18 protein-coding genes and 1 CRISPR repeat array are annotated in these 19133 nt (G+C 36.1%); of the genes, 14 read left to right on the forward strand and 4 right to left on the reverse strand.

Annotated elements, in window-relative coordinates:
* Window positions 1-197: 197 nt before the first annotated feature.
* The 3 genes from MW688_RS03945 to MW688_RS03955 are packed head-to-tail and all read left to right on the forward strand — an operon-like array spanning window position 198 to window position 1434.
* Window positions 198-593: a hypothetical protein gene (locus MW688_RS03945; RefSeq protein ID WP_486734615.1), complete on the forward strand. Its 396-nt coding sequence runs from the start codon at window positions 198-200 to the stop codon at window positions 591-593.
* A 24-nt stretch (window positions 594-617) separates the two neighbouring features.
* On the forward strand, window positions 618-1007 hold the full coding sequence (locus MW688_RS03950) for a hypothetical protein (protein ID WP_486734616.1): 390 nt from the start codon (window positions 618-620) through the stop codon (window positions 1005-1007).
* Between the two features lie 58 nt (window positions 1008-1065).
* Window positions 1066-1434 carry an HNH endonuclease signature motif containing protein gene (locus tag MW688_RS03955; RefSeq protein ID WP_486734617.1) on the forward strand — a complete coding sequence of 123 codons (369 nt, stop codon included), beginning with the start codon at window positions 1066-1068 and terminating at the stop codon, window positions 1432-1434.
* A 540-nt stretch (window positions 1435-1974) separates the two neighbouring features.
* Here MW688_RS03955 and MW688_RS03960 read toward each other — a convergent pair.
* The gene (locus MW688_RS03960) at window positions 1975-2109 is read right to left on the reverse strand and encodes a photosystem II reaction center protein K (protein WP_486734618.1); all 135 of its coding nucleotides are present in this window, start codon (window positions 2107-2109) and stop codon (window positions 1975-1977) included.
* A gap of 398 nt (window positions 2110-2507) precedes the next feature.
* On the opposite strand from MW688_RS03960, the gene MW688_RS03965 reads away from it, so the two are divergent.
* The 3 genes from MW688_RS03965 (at window position 2508) to MW688_RS03975 (ending at window position 5048) form a co-directional block, all read left to right on the forward strand.
* On the forward strand, window positions 2508-3092 hold the full coding sequence (locus MW688_RS03965; RefSeq protein ID WP_486734619.1) for a M23 family metallopeptidase: 585 nt from the start codon (window positions 2508-2510) through the stop codon (window positions 3090-3092).
* Between the two features lie 70 nt (window positions 3093-3162).
* Window positions 3163-4215: a circadian clock protein LdpA gene (gene ldpA, locus MW688_RS03970; RefSeq protein ID WP_486734620.1), complete on the forward strand. Its 1053-nt coding sequence runs from the start codon at window positions 3163-3165 to the stop codon at window positions 4213-4215.
* A gap of 230 nt (window positions 4216-4445) precedes the next feature.
* Window positions 4446-5048, forward strand: a complete 603-nt coding sequence (locus MW688_RS03975; RefSeq protein ID WP_486734621.1) for a sigma-70 family RNA polymerase sigma factor — start codon at window positions 4446-4448, stop codon at window positions 5046-5048.
* A 119-nt stretch (window positions 5049-5167) separates the two neighbouring features.
* On the opposite strand, the gene MW688_RS03980 is transcribed toward MW688_RS03975, so the two are convergent.
* Window positions 5168-6850: a M14 family metallopeptidase gene (locus MW688_RS03980; RefSeq protein ID WP_486734622.1), complete on the reverse strand. Its 1683-nt coding sequence runs from the start codon at window positions 6848-6850 to the stop codon at window positions 5168-5170.
* A 574-nt stretch (window positions 6851-7424) separates the two neighbouring features.
* Between MW688_RS03980 and MW688_RS03985 the strand changes: the two genes are divergently transcribed.
* From MW688_RS03985 to MW688_RS03995, 3 genes are all read left to right on the forward strand, one after another.
* Window positions 7425-8093, forward strand: a complete 669-nt coding sequence (locus MW688_RS03985; RefSeq protein ID WP_486734623.1) for a hypothetical protein — start codon at window positions 7425-7427, stop codon at window positions 8091-8093.
* A gap of 97 nt (window positions 8094-8190) precedes the next feature.
* Window positions 8191-9588 carry a hypothetical protein gene (locus MW688_RS03990; protein WP_486734624.1) on the forward strand — a complete coding sequence of 466 codons (1398 nt, stop codon included), beginning with the start codon at window positions 8191-8193 and terminating at the stop codon, window positions 9586-9588.
* A 100-nt stretch (window positions 9589-9688) separates the two neighbouring features.
* Entirely contained in the window at window positions 9689-10549 is an 861-nt protein-coding gene (locus tag MW688_RS03995) for a DMT family transporter (protein ID WP_486734625.1), read from the forward strand.
* Between the two features lie 550 nt (window positions 10550-11099).
* Window positions 11100-12136: direct repeats of the CRISPR family, unit length 36 nt; unit sequence GTGTTTTAACCTTAGATGCCGTTAGGCGTTGATCAC.
* 42 nt (window positions 12137-12178) lie between these two features.
* Here the strand turns inward: MW688_RS03995 and MW688_RS04000 are convergent.
* Complete coding sequence (locus MW688_RS04000; RefSeq protein WP_486734626.1) at window positions 12179-12862, reverse strand: lysophospholipid acyltransferase family protein; 684 nt, start codon at window positions 12860-12862, stop codon at window positions 12179-12181.
* A 138-nt stretch (window positions 12863-13000) separates the two neighbouring features.
* On the opposite strand from MW688_RS04000, the gene ccmP reads away from it, so the two are divergent.
* From ccmP to MW688_RS04015, 3 genes are all read left to right on the forward strand, one after another.
* Window positions 13001-13624 (forward strand): beta-carboxysome protein CcmP, encoded by a 624-nt coding sequence (ccmP, locus tag MW688_RS04005; RefSeq protein WP_486734640.1) that lies wholly within the window; start codon window positions 13001-13003, stop codon window positions 13622-13624.
* A gap of 83 nt (window positions 13625-13707) precedes the next feature.
* Entirely contained in the window at window positions 13708-14265 is a 558-nt protein-coding gene (locus MW688_RS04010; protein WP_486734627.1) for a fasciclin domain-containing protein, read from the forward strand.
* A gap of 486 nt (window positions 14266-14751) precedes the next feature.
* A complete protein-coding gene (locus MW688_RS04015) occupies window positions 14752-15999 on the forward strand; it encodes an FG-GAP repeat protein (protein ID WP_486734628.1) in 1248 nt (415 codons plus the stop codon).
* A 236-nt stretch (window positions 16000-16235) separates the two neighbouring features.
* On the opposite strand, the gene larC is transcribed toward MW688_RS04015, so the two are convergent.
* A complete protein-coding gene (gene larC, locus MW688_RS04020) occupies window positions 16236-17441 on the reverse strand; it encodes a nickel pincer cofactor biosynthesis protein LarC (protein WP_486734629.1) in 1206 nt (401 codons plus the stop codon).
* Between the two features lie 8 nt (window positions 17442-17449).
* Here larC and MW688_RS04025 point away from each other — a divergent pair, with 8 nt between their 5' ends.
* Both MW688_RS04025 and MW688_RS04030 read left to right on the forward strand, forming a co-directional pair.
* Window positions 17450-18094 carry an L-threonylcarbamoyladenylate synthase gene (locus MW688_RS04025; RefSeq protein ID WP_486734630.1) on the forward strand — a complete coding sequence of 215 codons (645 nt, stop codon included), beginning with the start codon at window positions 17450-17452 and terminating at the stop codon, window positions 18092-18094.
* Between the two features lie 164 nt (window positions 18095-18258).
* On the forward strand, window positions 18259-18951 hold the full coding sequence (locus MW688_RS04030; RefSeq protein WP_486734631.1) for a PHP domain-containing protein: 693 nt from the start codon (window positions 18259-18261) through the stop codon (window positions 18949-18951).
* Window positions 18952-19133 lie beyond the last annotated feature (182 nt).

Consider the following 19133-nt stretch of genomic DNA (forward strand, 5'->3'; position numbering starts at 1 on the left):
AAAGAAACGCTCACAACTTCCCTCTAGACTTAGCAAGTGTAGAAACTGCACCTGCAATCAAAGGTTAAGTTGAACTTGATTAAAATATAACTCTAAGCGTCCCTTTTTAGGGGCGCTTTTTTTTGGATTTACTTGATAATCATTAGATAATATGAGATAATTAAATAAAGATAAAAGCTTTTTAATCAACTACAATCATGACCAAAAAAGAAGCTATTGAATTTGCCAAACAGTTTGAATGGACAGAGGCAGATGCTAAACGAGCCTTTTCTCATATAGATTTCCACACAACCAATCAACAAGAACTTTTAATTGAACTAGCTAAATTTGCTGGACCAGAATTATTAAATCGTCAGCGACTTCAAGCAGCGCAAAAAGCAAAGGTAACCCGTAAGAAAAATGAAATTAAACAAATAGAAGCTGAATATCAACAACACATGGAACAAAGTCAGCAAACTATCCAGGAAATGCAAAGTGTATTTATTCCTGTTATTGCTAAACTTTACCGTTTTTATAAGCAGTTTGGCTTAAAAGATCCTTGGATTGAAGCTATGTTAGCAACCTATGAACAACATCATCAAAAAGCTTCATAATTCTCGGCAAATGATTCTTTTCTCATGACACAAACACAACAATTTACCACTCGAACACAACTAAAAGGATATGGCGCTACTCAATATCAAGCGAGAAAAATCACTCAAAATTTAACTCCCATCGGCATCAATAATCGGTCTTATAGTTATTCTTTAGTTGATGTTGTTTCTTCAATTAAGCAATATTTATCTAATTCTCGTATTAAATCAAAAACGCGCCATAATCTCCAAGTAATTTTACAGATTTTGTTAGACCGCTTAGACAATGTGGTTAAGGTACCATTTATACAAGGCAATGACCCAGAATTAAATCAACTCAGTAAAGAGTTATTTAAAAAAATAGTTACCACTAATAATTATTTGACGGAACTCGAAGCTAATATAGCTACTATTAAAGGAAAAAATAATTTTTAATTAAATTTAGTCATAAAATCTAGTAATTTTTAATACAAATATATTCACTTTAAGGGAAATGAATCATAAAACAGAGATTACCTTAGAAAACTTGAGTGAAAAACTTTTTAAGTTCCAGTTACAAACTAACAAACACTTAAAAAAAACTCAGATAAAAATTAATCAAATCAAAGAGAAATATGATCCTAGAAATCAATTCAATGCTTGGCGTAATTCTCAAGAAGGAAAACAATGGAAAAAAGAACAATACAAAAAACAAAATAAATGTTGTCCTATTTGTCAAAAACCTATTTTATCTCTTAAAGGATCTCATATTGACCATATAAAACCTTTAGCTACTCATCCACATTTAGCTTTAAGTACCGAAAATATGCGAATTACTCATGCCGCTTGTAACATTTTAAGGGGAAATAAAACTCAGGATTAAAAATATTATTAATCTATTATATCATTATTTACTAAATTACATAAACATCTTGAGCAAACTTTTCAAAATGTTGCGGCAACTCTCTTTGGCTCACATCTTCCACCAGTACTTATGTACCAAATTATTGTGGTCATCTATGGCCCCGGATTTTAAATCCGGGGCCATAGATGACCGCCTGACGCGAGAAAAAGTTCATTTCTCTTTCGCCTAAGAAAAGGGTCTTTAGAACAAAAATACTGAATAAGCCTTGAGTGTTAACCAATTTTTAAGCGCGATCGCATTAATTCTCTTACTCATAACTTCAAAACTTCAAGACTTCAAAACTTCAAAACTTATTACTCATTACTCATTACTCATTACTCAAAAGGGCGATCGCGTTATCACTTAATGCTACAGTGGTTACCCGTAATCAACTCAGATTTTGCATCTTTACCATGTAGTCTTTAAATACATATACTTGAATGAAACGTATTTGATCTCGGTAGTAGAAATACAAGCCAATACTGTAATCTATGATTCAGCATTGGCTATATTTCCTGTTTATCTAAAACCTACCGCAGCTTGCCAAACAAAAGCAAGGGCGAGGAAAAATACAGGAATGATTGGTAAAACATCAACGAGAGGGTCAAAGATAGCGTAAGCTTCTGGTAAAGTTAATAACAAAGCTAATTCCATAGTTGTTTAGTAGTTTATTGTGTTTGTTATTTGTTAGATGATTTAACAAATGTTGTTAAGATTTCTCATAATTATAACAGTCAAAGGCATAGATAGAAAAGTTTGTTTTTTGTCTTGTTAAGGTTAAAAGAGTTTTTGTGGTCCAAAATTAAGTATAATTACTTATTTTTTCTCAACTCCGAACTATACATTCATCAGTAACTATTGAATTTTGAGGCAAAATTTGAACTATAGGTATATTCTTGGTTTGAGTTTAAACAACAAAGGAATAAAATAGTGGTGAAGTTTGATAACATCACTTATAATTTTCCCGGGTGAGACAGTTATTAAAACTCAAAAATTCTAGTATAAGTTAACATTTTTTAACACAAAGCCTTGGAGTTTGAGGAAAAAAGAAAATGAAACTAAAAAAAAGATTAACTAATTTTTGGGGACTAACTCTATCTAGTATCGTCATTTGTATACTCTTAGGTACTATTCAAATTTCACCAACCTTGGCAAGAGAAGTACAAATAGCCACTAATTGGCAACAAGCATCTTTTCCCGTAGAAAATTTTCAAGCTTATACTTCTCCTTATGGTTATCGCGTTTCTCCCTCTACAGGAATAAGAGAATTTCACGATGGTTTAGATATTGCGGCACCTTTAGGAAGTTATATTCGCAGTTGGTGGGGTGGTAAAATAATTAAGTTGTCAGACAATACAGCCTGTGGAACTCAAATAACCATTCAATCAGGAAATTGGCAACATATTTACTGTCATCTCAATGGTTATATACTAACAAACCAACAGGGACGCTATCTAATAGATGACCAAAGGGGTGTATTGCTTAAAGAGGGTCAAACTGTGGGAACAGGACAGAGAATTGCTAGAATAGGGATGACCGGGAGAACTACCGGACCTCATTTACACTGGGCTATCCGATATAACAATCAGTCCATAGACCCAGCAGATATTCTGCGGAATATGTACCGTCAATCTTAAGGGATAGAGAAAATACATTTGTATAGACTTATATTTTAATAATTTTATAGATAAATGACTATATATTTCAATGATTAATCAAGCTACTTCGAGTCTAATCACAGGAACTTGGTTTAAATTAATTTGTGGTGCAAGTTATCAACATCTTCCGGCGGTGAGAAATATTACCTTAGCTTATACTTTAGCTGGTGCCGATTGTATTGACGTAGCGGCAGACCCAGCAGTAATCAAAGCTGCCTCCGAAGGAATCGCTATAGCTAAAGATTTAGGCAAAACTGCTCAAGCAAAGGGGTTTCTCTATCAAAAAAAACCTTTGTTAATGGTTAGTCTCAACGACGGCGAAGATCCCCATTTTCGTAAAGCTTTTTTCAATTCTAGTCAATGTCCAAGTACTTGTCCACGTCCTTGTGAACAGATTTGTCCAGCAAAAGCAATTAATTTTAGTGGTGTAATTACAGACCAGTGTTATGGCTGTGGACGTTGTTTGCCAATTTGTCCTAGTAACATAATTCAATCTGAAGCTTTAATTACTACTGTTGAGGCGATCGCCTCCCGTTTAACTGAGTTAGGTGTAGAAGCTGTAGAAATCCATACTCAACTAGGAAGAAATGCTGCCTTTGAAGAATTGTGGCGTGTCTTATCACCTTATAGCGATCAACTCCAGGTTTTAGCTATTAGTTGTCCTGATGGCCATAATCTTTTTGACTATTTGAATACCTTAGCAGAAATTGTTAGTCCTAGTGCTAGTTATCTAATTTGGCAAATGGATGGAAGACCGATGAGTGGAGATATAGGAGATGGTACTACTCACGCTACAATTAAATTAGCAGCTAAAGTTCTCAAATATCAGTTACCAGGATTTATACAGTTAGCAGGAGGTACTAATAACTATACAATTTCAAAATTAAAAGCACAAGAACTTTTAAAAACTGCCGATAAAACAGCTAAAAGTTATGTAGCAGGAGTCGCTTATGGGAGTTATGCTCGTTCTTTAATTATGCCAATTTTAGAAGAGTTAGAAACAATAAGTCCCAATTCACTATATTTGGAGAACTATCCTTCCTTACTCTGGCAGGCAGTAAGTAAAGCCCATAATTTAGTTTACCAACTCAAAGCAAGATAAGAAATCAAAATCTCTAGTTTTGGTTAAAATAGATAGGCGCAAACAAAGGTAGAAAAAGACAATCAATTTCTAAAATATACTTATCTGTTAGTAAAAAAAACAGGTTTTCAAGTCTTTTTTTACTAAATTTTTCCAGGGATTATTAGTGGTTTTTCGGTGAAAACTGCTGCTAAGATAGCTCAAATAAATTGAAAAACCTCATTTTATAAATATCGAGGGGGATATTTTTTGTGTACATACCTAGGTTTAAAGAGACAAATCATCCTTTGATTCAGGCTTTGCAAGTTCAAAGCGATGCTGAATTACTAAAAAATTATCAGGAATATCCCGAACAGGGTAAGTTTTTTACTGCTATTTTTTGTCGCTACCACCCAATTGTATATAGTTTAATTACCGAAACTGTGGTTAATTTAGAGGTGGCTGAGTATTTCAGCGCGATCGCCTGGCGACAATTTTTTTATGAATTACGCGGCTTGGTGTTGAATCCTCATTCCAAATCTGAGTTTAATTGTTTACAAGATTGGTTAATTCGTAACACGAATATTTTTCTGCAAAAAGTTGAGGTTCCTGAATTTATCAACTATGATTTCAATATCACTCCTCCCCCCTTGTGGTGTTATGTTGAAGCTAGTTTAGATACTTTAAATCCTCTATATCGTTTTATTTTGGTTATGAATCAAAAGTTTAATTGGACTCCAACCCGTATCACCACTTATTTACATTCAGAAGGAGATTTGATTTCTCTTACTCAGGTTAATCAAATTCTCTTAGATGCTTCTTTGGAGCTACAAGCTAATTTACCCCAAGATATTCAGTTGATTTATTTACATTAAAGTATTAAAGTGAAATATAAAAAGTAACCAGAATCCGCTAATCAAATAATAGACTCCTATCTTTGCCGTAAACGACGGAAATAGGAGTATTTTTCCTGGTGAATTTGTATTATTTCACCTCATATAAAATTTACTTTTTGAATAAGTGTTCCTGCGCGTTCTGCTTTCACAGTGACTTCAGCTTCTGATCCCGTCTCAATTTTAACTATCCAACTAATATGAGAGCGATAATCATTACCTTGTGCGATTTTAGTAAAAGTCTTGTTAGAACGACCCTCTAAATGACCAATTTCCTGTTCTAACTTGCCACTAATCAAAGTTGCATCATTGGGAAGAGATAATCTTACCATAATTGGCCGTACTGCTTTACGTTCTAAAGCTTTCTTACTAGTATAAGTAGGTAAAAACCCTTGATTTTCAATCTGCACCACTAATTTATAAATATTTTCTCCTTCAGCAGTTATATCCGTACGAGTAATAGCAAGACGGGGAGACATCAAAGCCTGAATCAGGGCAAACTGACACTGTTTAGCACATAAATCAGGTAAATATTGAGATGGTGCATTCTGCCAAACAGCCTTTTCATTCCAGCCGCCAATTTCTACTTCCCCCAATTGAGGATGAGAAAAAGGTTGCCAATCAATAAAACCACTACCGCCTAGTTTTTCATCATTCCATTTCAGCAATTTGAGAGAATCTTCTGGAGGATGCCAGCGAAACCACTGAACATAATCTTGTTTTTCTATACCTGCTGCTGTTGGTGCATCCCACAATTCAATTGTATAGCCAAACCACCCCCAATTATCATAGCCGTAATCATCCATAGCACCAGAAGTAACCCGGTGAGGATCGTAACGGAAATCATGGTAAACCGAAACACATTCATAGCCAGTAATTTCTTTAGCTTTAGAAGCAATAAATTTATACATTTCCAAATCTTCTTGGGGGAAATGTTCATCAGGATGAGTACTATAAGGACGTAAAATAACAGCAGAATAAGTATGATAGGTGATAAACCCATTGATATTCCGATTTTGCCGCCAAAATTCAGCTTCAGCCCGAGTTTCTGGTTCAGAAAAGGGGAAATCTCCAGCGCCTTTTTGTTCTGCTTCTGGTTTCCATAAGTGAGGATAATTGCGATTAAAATCCATTCCTTCTAGGGTAGAAGCCAACTCAATAGTATAACCATCGTAGTTATTGATTAAACCTTCAGGAAGAATTGTATAGTAAGTACCGCCAAACTCACTAGGTTCACGGGGTAGCATCAACCGGGAATCTTCTTCAGAAATTTTCCAGGCCCCACAATCATCCTTAATACGCATCTGTAGGATTAAACCATCCCCATTAATATCTTCTGGACGTAGTCCATTTTGACTATCAGCATGAGGATAAATCCTAGTACTAGAACGTAATTTATAGGGGGTAGTCAGATACTTTTCGGCGCCATCTACTGCTATCCTTGGCAAAATATAAATGGTATAATTATCTAATAACATGGTAGCTTGGCCATCTTTTTGCTGATATCCTTCTACAAGATAAGCAATACAATAGAGAGCAACTGTTGAACCAGTTACTTCTCCTGCATGGGTGTTAGCATCTATCCAAAATCCTGGCTTATTGAGATAGTTGCCTGTTTCTTGATTAGTAAGAATTGCCAAGATAATATCTCTGCCTTCGTAACTTTGGCCAATTGTTTTGAGTTCGATTAGATGAGGATACTTGGCGGCTATTTCTTGGAGGTATTTAACTATTTCTTCGTAGAGATAATAGTGACTGAAATCGATGTCAATAGCTATAGACATTTTAGGTATTAACTGGAAGGAGTTGCATTTGTCTCTATAGTTAATTCTTTTATACAGTTTGTCAACTCTAGGGTAAGTAGTATTAATGTAATAATATAAGTAATTTGAGTCCCCTTGATCTCAGACCAAAGCATCTTTACCCAAAGTTACTGGTTACTGACATAATTTGGTGCGTTACGGGCTTCGCCCTAACACACCCTACTAATACTACCCTTATCAGTTCTCCCCCTCTCCCCCAGGGCTGTTTTATTCTAAAATTTTGTCGTAAGCTAGAAGCTAGACACAACAAAAGTTGACGCTCTTTTTAGCTATTATTAGAAAAAAGGGGATTTATTATTAGCAAAAAATCCCCTCTCCCTGCTCCCGTGCTCCGGTGCTCCCTGCTCCCGTGCTCCGGTGCTCCCTGCTCCCGTGCTCCGGTGCTCCCGTGCTCCGGTGCTCCCCCTTCTCGCCTGTTGGCCTATTTAGTACTTTTGTTCTGATGCAAGATATGAGTTGATCTTTCTTTTTTTGCAGTTAGGAACAAAAATAAACACTTACTGTCTTAATAGATAGTTGAGTTCAAATAAAAATTATGATTAGTCAAAAAGTTACTCAAGTTTCTACCTCTGCACTTTTAGCTTTGTTATTCACCTCTGGTACCCTAGGAACAATTGCTCAAGCTCAAGATTATAATAGATATCCTAGAGAACCATACCCCACTAGAAATGACAATTATCGAAGAATCATTGAAGCAGGAACAGAAATACCTCTAGGATCCAATGAAACAGATAAAATTTTACTAACCAAAGAAGAACTTTTATCAATAACTCTAGAAGTACTTAGAGATATCAGAGATACTCAAGGAGTAGTAATTATTCCCGCAGGCACAGAAATAAGTGGTCAAATACAGCCAGTTGCTGATGGATCTCAGTTTATAGCAGAAACAATAATATTTAGAGATGGTAGAAGACAAAATATAGATGGTTATTCTAGAGTAATTACTCGCACAGAAACAATTGACCGTCGTACTAATCCACGCTCCATCTTACAAGGGGCAGTAGTGGGGGCAGCCGCCGCAACAGTGCTGGCCGCGGTAACAGGAGATAAAGCGATCGCCACCGAAGAGGTCTTAGGGGGTGTTGGTTTAGGTGCCTTGGGTGGTTGGTTATTTGGCAGTGGACGCAGTCAAGAGTTAATTTCTATTAATCCTAATCAGGATTTAGATATCATCTTGGCTTCTGATTTTTTTACCTATAACTAAAACTCATTCTTTTGATAGAGGTTAACTAAAAGCGAAAATTGATAGCATGGTGTAAACATTTAATATAACAATTAATCAAAAACGAAAGGAAATATGTATGAAACCACTAATTGCTGAAAAATTACAAGGACGCAGTTGGTGGCATAAGATAGTTGCTATAACTGCTTTAGTTAACCTTTTACTAGTTATTTTTAACTTAAGTTATATTCCCCTTCGTAATATTTATCTGCGGGAAATTCCTCCTTTAGTAAAAATATATGATCCCATAAAAGCAATTGAACCTCATCCTGATACTAGTATTTACTTAGAGACAGTAAACTCCCTAGCTGAACAAATTACACAAGGGGGAATAAATACAACCTCAACTAAGGAACTTTTTGCCCAACTGCGTCAACAAAGTATTTATTTACTCACAGAAAATCCCTTTTCTGTTGCCAATCAATTTGGTACTTTTGCTAAACTTAAGCGTCGAATGGAATACCATCTTGATACCTCCTCCGCTAGACAAGCCTTTATGAAATTTTGGTCTGTAGAGTATTTTAATCAAGTAGGACCATTTCAAGCACTGAATTTTTTTGAAGAGAAAATTGCTCCCCTCTTAGCAGTTAGTTATTATCGCAGTATAGATGAAAATGGTCAGTTTATCGACTATTTTTGGAAAATTGACCTGTTTTTTGGGATATTTTTTGCCCTAGAATTCCTAGTAAGAACTCTGTTGATTTCCATCTCTCAAGCGAAAACATCCTGGGGTGATGTTATGTTGAGACGTTGGTATGATACTCTAATGTTGTTGCCTATCTGGCGTTGGTTAAGAATAATTCCGGTTTCTGTACGACTCCATCAGTCAGGTATAATTAATTTAGAAAGAATTATTGCCCAAATAACCTACGAACCAGCAGCTTATCTCGCTGATAGAGTTTCTGTATTTCTCATGGTACGTCTGATTAATCAAACCAAAGAAGCCATAGAAAGTGGAGAAGTAGCTAAAAGTTTACTACAGCCACAAAAATATGTACAAGTTAGTGAGATTAATAAAATAGATGCAATTAGCGATCGCTTTTTAGAACTGACGATTTATAAAGTTTTGCCGAAAGTACAACCAGAGGTAGAAGCCTTGTTACGTCACAGCTTAAAAGGTACTTTGCAACAATCTGATTTTTATCAACGAGTGCAAAATTCCTTGGGATTAGAAATGCTACCCATAGAAGCTACAGACCAAATAGCTGACTATTTAGCCCAATCTGTGTATAAAATTATTGTTACCTCCTACAGCGACTTAAGAGGTAGAGAGTTGTTTGAGAATTTAGCTCAAAATTTTAAACATGCCTTGCGCCAAGAATTACAAACTCAAACCACCCAATCAGAATTACAACTACTATTATCTGAACTATTGCAAGAAGTAAAACTAAATTATGTTCAAGGTTCTACACAACAAAATCCAGAAGATACTCTCTCAGAGGCAGAACAAATACGTTTATCATCCATAGAAAAATAATTTTATTCTATGGTAGCGCGATCGCGAGGTTCATATCTAATAAAAATGAGCTAAGGTAGGAGTCAGGGAAAAGGTGTGTAGCTAATTAAACGAACGAAATATGACTAATCGTCAGAATGTTTGGCGTGGAGCATTTTTTATAGTCGCTTCAGAATTAAGTTTTGCCTTAGGTGCCGCCATTATTAAATTATTATCTGTTTCATTACCATACGAATCAATTGTATTTTTTCGTAATCTGTTTGGATTAATTATTTTAACTCCTTTATTGTTAAAAGCGGGGACAGGAATTTTAAACACCAAATATTTACATTTACACCTATTTCGTTCACTCATAGGCATGGGTGCCATGTATTCCTTTTTCTACTCATTAGGTTATCTGCCTTTGGGAGATTCGATGTTAATCAAATCGACAATTCCTTTGATTATTCCCTTTGTTTCTCTAATTTTGCTTCAAGAGATGATTTCAAAACAAATTGTTTTGGCGGGAGGGTTGGGTTTTATTGGAGTTTTCCTAATTTTGAAGCCAGAAGGAAATATTAATGAGGCAAGTTTTGTAGCCTTAGGAAGTAGTTTAATGGCAGCTATAGCTTTTGTGATTATACGCAAGCTTTCGGCTACCGAACCACCCCTGAGAATTGTCTCATATTTCGCTATAGTTGGTGTTTTCGTTTCCCTGATTCCCCTAATTTGGACATGGCAAAGTCCTACCATGATTCAATACTTGATGTTAATCGGACTTGGATTAACAACTACCACAGGCCAATTATTACTTACCCGGGGTTATCAAAATGCTCCCGCCGCTAAAGTCGGTATTTTTACTTATACTTCTGTTCTATTTGGGTCATTTTTGGGTTGGTTATTGTGGAATGAGTTATTAGATACAAATTCTTATTTTGGTGCTATTTTAATTGTCTTAGCTGGTTCAATTATTTTGAGAAATAAGATTGTAGATAATGAGTAGTTAAAGAATAGTTTTTACCAAAATCCTTAGACTCATATCTTGCACCAAAACAAAAGTACAGAAATTGGCCGACAAGGGAGAATCAATTTTTAAGCGCGATCGCATTAATTCTTTAACTCATTACTTCAAAACTCCTTACTCCTTACTCCTTACTCCTTACTCCTTACTCCTTACTTCTTACTCATTACTTCAAAACTCATTATTCATCCACCACCAGTAACATTAGGTAGAGATGCTGTGGTCTGAGTAGATGTGCTTTTCAGAAAATTAAGATTTTGTTTTTATCTTGCTTATCTTTAAATGCAAGCACCTCTGGTTGTTTGATTATTTTTTGAAAATAAACCCTATCTAATTCTTACTAGTTAAAGGTTTGAGGGATTTTTTTGTGCCTTGAGGTGCTTGCAAAACTCTCTAACCCTTGTCAGTTAATGCTTTAAGCTAAGACAATTTCACTGATTTTGTTAATAATTATCAACTTACTAGCTATTTTACTGAGGTGCTTGTAAAATTGAGTAGAGAACTAGATTAGTTAGGGGTTTTGGCGATCGCTGTGTTTTAACCTTAGATGCCGTTAGGCGTTGATCACACATTAACCCCGGGGCAAACCTATTATCTGTGCAAGTGTTTTAACCTTAGATGCCGTTAGGCGTTGATCACGTTTTCACTGGAAATGGCGCGGCAAGAAATGACCAAGTGTTTTAACCTTAGATGCCGTTAGGCGTTGATCACGATGCAAATCGGGCCTGAGTCTCAGGTGTTGAGTGAGTGTTTTAACCTTAGATGCCGTTAGGCGTTGATCACCAATATTTCACCTTTCAGGTATTGCAACGTGTGTAGGTGTTTTAACCTTAGATGCCGTTAGGCGTTGATCACATAAATGATGAGAATATGGAAAGATTGATTGAGTTGTGTTTTAACCTTAGATGCCGTTAGGCGTTGATCACATTTTATGCCCACTAGCTTTCAGTACCTCACATAGAGTGTTTTAACCTTAGATGCCGTTAGGCGTTGATCACGTAGTGGCCACACATACAAACTCTACAATGATTTGTGTTTTAACCTTAGATGCCGTTAGGCGTTGATCACTATGGAGCTAAACTACCTGGTTTATGATATCCAATCGTGTTTTAACCTTAGATGCCGTTAGGCGTTGATCACATTCTCGGGGGGAATAGTAGTACTAAGATAAATCAAGTGTTTTAACCTTAGATGCCGTTAGGCGTTGATCACTTGTTGTATTTGGTAATGTTTTATCTGGTGATTTTGTGTTTTAACCTTAGATGCCGTTAGGCGTTGATCACGGAAAGTTTTAGGGAAAAATATGGGGACCTCCCTGGTGTTTTAACCTTAGATGCCGTTAGGCGTTGATCACTCCTTTAAGGGTCGGGGTCCCTTGGTTTCCCCCTTTGGTGTTTTAACCTTAGATGCCGTTAGGCGTTGATCACAGCAATTGATTTTTCATAACGTGGCCCCCAGTAATGTGTTTTAACCTTAGATGCCGTTAGGCGTTGATCACGTGTACCTCTTGATTCTGCTTGGGGTTATGATTCTGTGTTTTAACCTTAGATGCCGTTAGGCGTTGATCACAAGAAGGAAATCGTAAATGGAGATAATTAGGTAGTCATTTAGTTATATTTGATGATTATTTGCAAATAACATCTTGAGAATAGCTTCTAAGTCTTGGGTAAGAGATTTAGAAGCTTTTCTTGGGGAAGAATTTAGATATTTAGTGACATCTAGAGGTTGTCCTATCTTAACTTGGAGATTGCATCCTTTAGTAGGAAAAGTCTGATTATAGTGAATAACCATAGGGAGAATTTTGATGGGGATATTTTCTTCCTGATTAGCAACTTCTAAGGCAATTCTTGCTACTCCTCGCTTCAAGGGATGGACTTGGCGATCGCGATAGATATCTCCTTCTGGAAAAATCACTACCATTTCGCCTTTAGTGAGTAATTCAATACTATATTGTAAACTGTTTATATGGGGATGTTCTACATCCACAGGAAAACCACCGAGATGTCTAATAAGCCAACCCTGAATCCCCTTCATTTCCGAGGAAGTTACCATAAACCAGGGATGCCTACCGCTAACACGTTTCCCTATACTATAGGGTACAATGATAGCATCCCAGCGAGAGCGATGAGTGGGGGTAACAATTACAGCTCCGGTTTTAGGAATATTTTCTTGTCCGGTAATGTCAATCTTGCCAAAATAAAATGGCAAAACTATCCACCTAGCTAATTTATAGGCAAGAGGAGTTAACCAAGGAGAAACCTTAGAAGTAATTGATTGAGTTTGTCCATTATTCATTAAACAGTGGATTCCTATTTAGAGGCAATTGTATCTTATCTATTTTGTGGAAAATTTGGCAATTTTTCTCCATTACCTCATAATCAAGAACTAAATCAAGTACAATTTTATAGTTGTTATATACAGGGAGAAATTAACTTGGGCGTAGAACTGCGCAGTTATGTGTATTTAGATAACTTGCAACCACAACACGCCGCCTATATTGGTACAGTTGCTCTAGGATTTTTACCATTACCAGGTGATGCTTCTTTGTGGATTGAGGTTTCTCCTGGTGTAGAAATTAACCGAATTACTGACGTGGCGTTAAAATCGGCAGTAGTTCGCCCGGGAGTTTTATTTGTAGAGCGTTTATATGGACTGTTAGAAATCCACGCAAGTAAACAAGGAGAAACTAGAGCGGCAGGGAGAGCAATTTTAAGCTTATTAAAAACTACACCTCAAGACTGTCTCAAACCTAAAATTATTTCTAGTCAAATTATTCGTAATATTGATGCTAATCAGGCTCAGTTGATTAATCGTAATCGCCGGGGGCAAATGCTTTTAGCGGGAGAAACTCTTTTTGTCTTAGAAGTGCAACCAGCAGCTTATGCAGCTTTAGCAGCTAATGAGGCGGAAAAAGCTGCTTTAATTAATATTTTACAAGTAAATGCCGTGGGAAGTTTCGGCAGATTGTATCTAGGAGGACAAGAAAGGGATATTATCGCCGGATCTAATGCGGCATTAGTAGCATTAGAGAGTTTACCTGGTAGAGATTTTCAGTAAACAAAAATTTACGAAACTTTGTCAAAATTTACAAAAATAAGTTAGATTCAGAAAGATATATTGAGTAAATCAAATTTTAACAAATGACTAAATTGAGATATATACTAGCAATAGTAGCCCTTTCACCTATTGGGATCAACTTAATAAATATAAGCGAGAATCAGGCGATCGCCTCAATGGAAACAAGTTCTTCCTCTCCTCAACTAGTAGCGCAATCAGAAACAGATATTGTAGATACAGCAATTGCTGCGGGATCTTTTAATACTCTAGTGACAGCTTTACAAGAAGCAGAATTAGTAGACACTCTCAAAGGAGAAGGACCCTTTACGGTTTTTGCACCCACAGACGAAGCTTTTGCAGCATTACCTCCAGGAACATTAGAAATGTTACTAGCACCGGAAAATAAAGACGTTTTAGTCAAAATCTTAACTTATAATGTTGTTCCTGGCAGTGTAACTTCTACAGAACTCATGACTGGAAATGTGACAACAGTAGAAGGAGGTGAGATAGCAGTTGATGTTTCCAATCCAGAAATGGTAAAAATCAATCAAGCTACTGTAACAACTGCTGATATTGAAGCTACTAATGGAGTAATCCATGTTATTGATCAGGTTATCTTACCACCTGATGTAGAACTATAAATCAATCAGGTGGTGATAAGTAAAAGTTATCGTTCATAGGCAAAAGGCAATAGGCAACAGGGAAGAAAATCTAACCAGGTAGACAATTTCTTTCCTAATGCCAAAAGAGCCTAGTAAATTTTTAGTTTTTATGCTTAAATATAGCAGGTCAACAAATTATCAAATACCAGAATAAGAAAGACATAAAAAATTTATCTCGCTTTCTCTGAAATTACTTACTAGATTTCCCTATATATAAATAAAAAAAATGAACTGTTTTTTTAGTTATTGTTAAATCATTGGAATAAAAATATTGATATAGCAGTAAATGTAACAGATGCTTTAGTCGAAAATATCTCTAGTATATCAAAGAAAAGAATCAAGTAAATCCTCATAGTTACTTAAACTATCTGAGGATATTCTTATTTTTCCAAGATTATATAGCTTGACTATTCAATAAAAATATTTTTATACTCAATATCAATATGAAATTAATCCTTACACAAAATGTCAAAGTCTACAAAAAAATCAATAGCAGTAGCTTTATGTTTGTCATGTTTTTCTACAGAGGGAAAGGCAATGGCCTTTTCTTTTCAGAACAAGTTAACAGCTACCGATGCGGCAGTCAACGATTTATTTGGTAACTCTGTAGCTTTAGATAATAATTTCGCCTTAATCGGTGCTCCTGGGGATGATGGTCAATTAGGGGATACTGCTCGTGGTGCTAGTTACACTTTTAATGCTATAACAGGCGATTTTTTACAAAAATTATTTACAGTTGATACTGTAGAGAATAATGAGCGATTTGGTGAGTTTGTAGCTATAGATAGTGGCAGTGGTTTAATTGGTGCCCCCGGTATAGGAGAAACTGGTGCTGCTTATTTTGTCCCAGATGTTACTAGCGCCTTTGGACAAAAATTGACTCCCCCTGACGGACAAGTAGATGAATTTTTCGGGTTTTCTGGAGCCCTAGATAATGATTTAGTCTTAATTGGCGCTCCTGCTGATAATCAACTGGGAGATAATAGTGGTGCTGCTCACATAGTCGATCTTAGTAATCTTGTAGGATCAAAGTTAACTATGCCGGGGGGTACTGATTTTGATTTTTTTGGTATCTCTGTAGATTTAGATGAGAATCGGCTGTTGATTGGAGCTCCTGGTAATGATAATTTAGGTAATAATACTGGTAGTGCCTATTTATTTGATTTAAATACTGGTGTTGAACAGCAGTTATTCGCTCCCGATGCTGGAGCTAATGATCAGTTTGGCTGGTCTGTAGCTATAAATGGTGATCTAGCTTTGATTGGTGCTCCTAATAACAATGATCGGGGAGCTACCTATTTATTCGACGTTAGTAGTGGTGACTTCTTACAAAAGTTAACCGCTGATGATGCTGATGAAAATGATTTTTTTGGTTATTCTGTAGACTTAGATGATAATCTGGCTTTAATTGGTGCTCCTGGTGATGATGAGTTAGGAGATAATAGCGGTGCTGCCTATTTATTTGACGTTAATAGCGGCGATTTTTTACAAAAATTAATTCCTCCTGATGGTGCTGCCGGAGATGAGTTTGGTTTTTCTGTAGCTATAAATGGCAATTTAGCTTTGATTGGTGCTCCTACCGACGATGATACTGGTTCGGCATACGTATTTAATAATAGTACAAGCACTCCTGAACCAAGTACTATTATTAGTTTTGGGATTATAGCTTTGGGAGCATTAGTCAATAAAAAAAAGTTAGAAGCGATCGCCTGACGGGGTGACAAATGACCGTTGACTCACACCAAAGCATCTTTATCACTCATTTACTGGTTGTGGATGAATCTTGAAGTTTTGAAGTTTTGAAGTTTTGAAGTTTTGAAGTTTTGAAGTAAGGAGTAAGGAGTAAGGAGTAAGGAGTAAGAAGTAAGGAGTAAGAAGTAAGAAGTAAGAAGTAAGAAGTTTTGAAGTTTTGAAGTTTTGAAGTTTTATTCCCCTGTTTTTGGAGTTCTCTATTCCCTGTGCGTAGCGCTATACCAAGCATTGATAGCCATTTGATAAACAGTTAACCAAGGTAAATTGTGAAGACGGGAGATCGCCAAACAATCTTCATACTCTGGTTGGATATTCAGAATCTGTGAATCTTTTTCTCCGATTTTGACTCTAATCGGACCAAATTTTGTTTCAAGGGTTTCTAAACGGCGGGAGAGTATACTTCGAGGTTGAATCAAGCGACGAATCCCTAGGGTGGTAGTTTCCGAAAAGATAATCTGTTCACAATCAGAAATTAAATTGGGTGGGCAAATTACCGTTAAGAGAATACCTGGACGGGATTTTTTCATGCCTATTGCTTGGGTAAAAACATCTAGCGCCCCAACGGCGAACAAACGCTCAAATAAATAACCTATTCCTTGGGGGTTGAGATCGTCAATTTGGGTTTCTAATACAGCAATTGAATCTAGATTAGAACTACTATCAATTTCTGATTTAGTCCCTAGCCAAATTTGTAAAATATTGGGTATAGATAAATCTCGATCCCCTGCCCCTAATCCGACTTTGTCTATTTTCATCTTTGGACAAGGACCAAAATCTTCACAAAGAGTTACAGCGATCGCTGCTCCCGTAGGTGTCACTAATTCCATATTTATGCCATTATCATATATGGGTACTTGACGCAATTCCCATAACTTTAGTACTGCCGGTACTGGGACTGATAACAGTCCATGGGATGTTTTTATCTCCCCCCCTCCTATGGGTAAAGCAGAACAATAAATTTCCTTGACTCCTAACCACTCTAAACCTATGCAAGTGCCTACAATATCAACTAGAGCATCTGTAGCACCTACTTCATGAAAGTGTACTTTTTCTGGAGGTAATCCGTGTACTAATCCTTCGGCGATCGCCAATTTTTGAAATATTTGTTGACTCCAATCTTTAACTCTACTAGGTAAATTTGCCTCGGCAATTAAATTAGTAATTGTTGGTAAATGTCTTGCTGGTATTGAAGAATTTTCTGTAGATATATCTACATGAATCTTACTAGCTAATTGACCCTTACGCATCACTTTTTTATGTCTGATTTGATACTCATCACTCATTGAGAGAGTTTTAAGCTGCATAATTAAGTATTCTAAGGGTACACCTAAATCTACTAAGGCACCTAAACACATATCACCCGCTATCCCTGTGGGACATTTTAAATAAGCAACTTTGATCATTAGTTATTATGGCTACTATCTATAATCTTCATCCAGAAAATCCCCAGTTTCGTAGCATTACAGAAATTAGTAATGCTTTAAAACAAGGGGCAATTATGCTTTATCCTACCGATACAGTATATGCGATTGGTTGTGATTTGCAAGCTAAATCCGCCGTTAAACGAGTGCGAGAAATTAAACAATTATCAAATGATAAACCTTTGACTTTTTGTTGTTCTTCTTTGTCCAATATTTCTGAATATGCCTTTGTCAATGATTCTGCTTATCGAATTATGAAGCGCTTAATTCCTGGTCCTTATACTTTTCTCTTACCTGCTACTAAACTAGTACCTAAACTGGTAATGAGTCCCAAACGTAAAACTACAGGAATTCGTGTTCCTAATCATTCTGTTTGTCAAGCAATCTTAACTAATTTAGGAAATCCTATTATTTCTACTTCAGCCCATTTACCCGATGATGATGGGACTTTGCCTACACTAAGTTTAGAAAAAATAAGACTGTTTGATAATCTAGAAAATTTAGTAGACATCATTATCGATGATGATACAGAATCTAAGAGCGAATTTTCCACAATCCTTGATTTAACTAATGATGACCTGCCTACAGTAATTCGTAAAGGTTTAGGATGGGAAGAACTGAAAAACTGGCTTTAATAGTCACTCATGCTTTGAGATAAGAGGTAAGACGGCTTTAGCTTATTTTGATCATAAGTAATCTGAATTGATAATTATAGGAGTAAGAAGAGCATTTTAGATTAACTTTTGTTATCTTGGAAGTATAAATAAATTAAATAAACTTGTTGTCAAATATATCACTAATGAAACTTTTATCTATTAACCAACTAGCAGCTCAAGATAGTAAAGCAATTAAAACAGTTTGGGAGACGGTTAGAGGAGATAGTTGTCCTTATCACTATAATTTTCATTTACATACAAATTGTTCCGATGGACAATTAACACCAATAAAACTCGTAGACCAAGCGATCGCTATTGGTTTAAAAGGTTTTGCTATTACAGACCATCATTGTGTTGAGGGATATGAAATTGCCCATAACTATCTTCTTGGATTACAACAAAAAAACCCCAGAGAATTATTACCTCAACTCTGGACTGGAATAGAAATTACTGCCAAATTATACGCGATAGATGTACATATTCTCGGCTATGCTTTTAACCCTAAACATCCCAGTTTAGAAAATTATCTCACCGGAGAAACTCCCAGACATAGATATGCCCAAGCAGAACAAGTAATTAAAGCGATTCAACTTGCCGGAGGATACGCAGTTTTAGCCCATCCTTGTCGCTATCATATTTCCGAAGAAGAATTAATTCCCCAAGCAGCTAAATTAGGCATTGATGCTGTAGAAGCTTACTATGCCTATGGAAATCCTCAGCCTTGGTTTCCAAGTCCTAAACAAAGCAATAAAGTTAAAAAACTCGCTATGGAATACGACCTATTGATGACCTGCGGCACTGATACCCACGGCACTAACTTACTGCAACGTATTTGATGATCAAAAGTTAATTATATTTTTTAGAAAGGTGGGATACCTTTCTATTTTTTATTATTTCACCCTTTGGCTTAGCACACAAAACTAAGTTATAATTTAGTTAACAATCTGAACTCCTGAGATTAATCAACGAGCATAATAAGTTAATCTGTGCTAAAACTAATCAAAAATGACAGTTAATC

This window comes from Johannesbaptistia floridana (genome assembly GCF_057440575.1).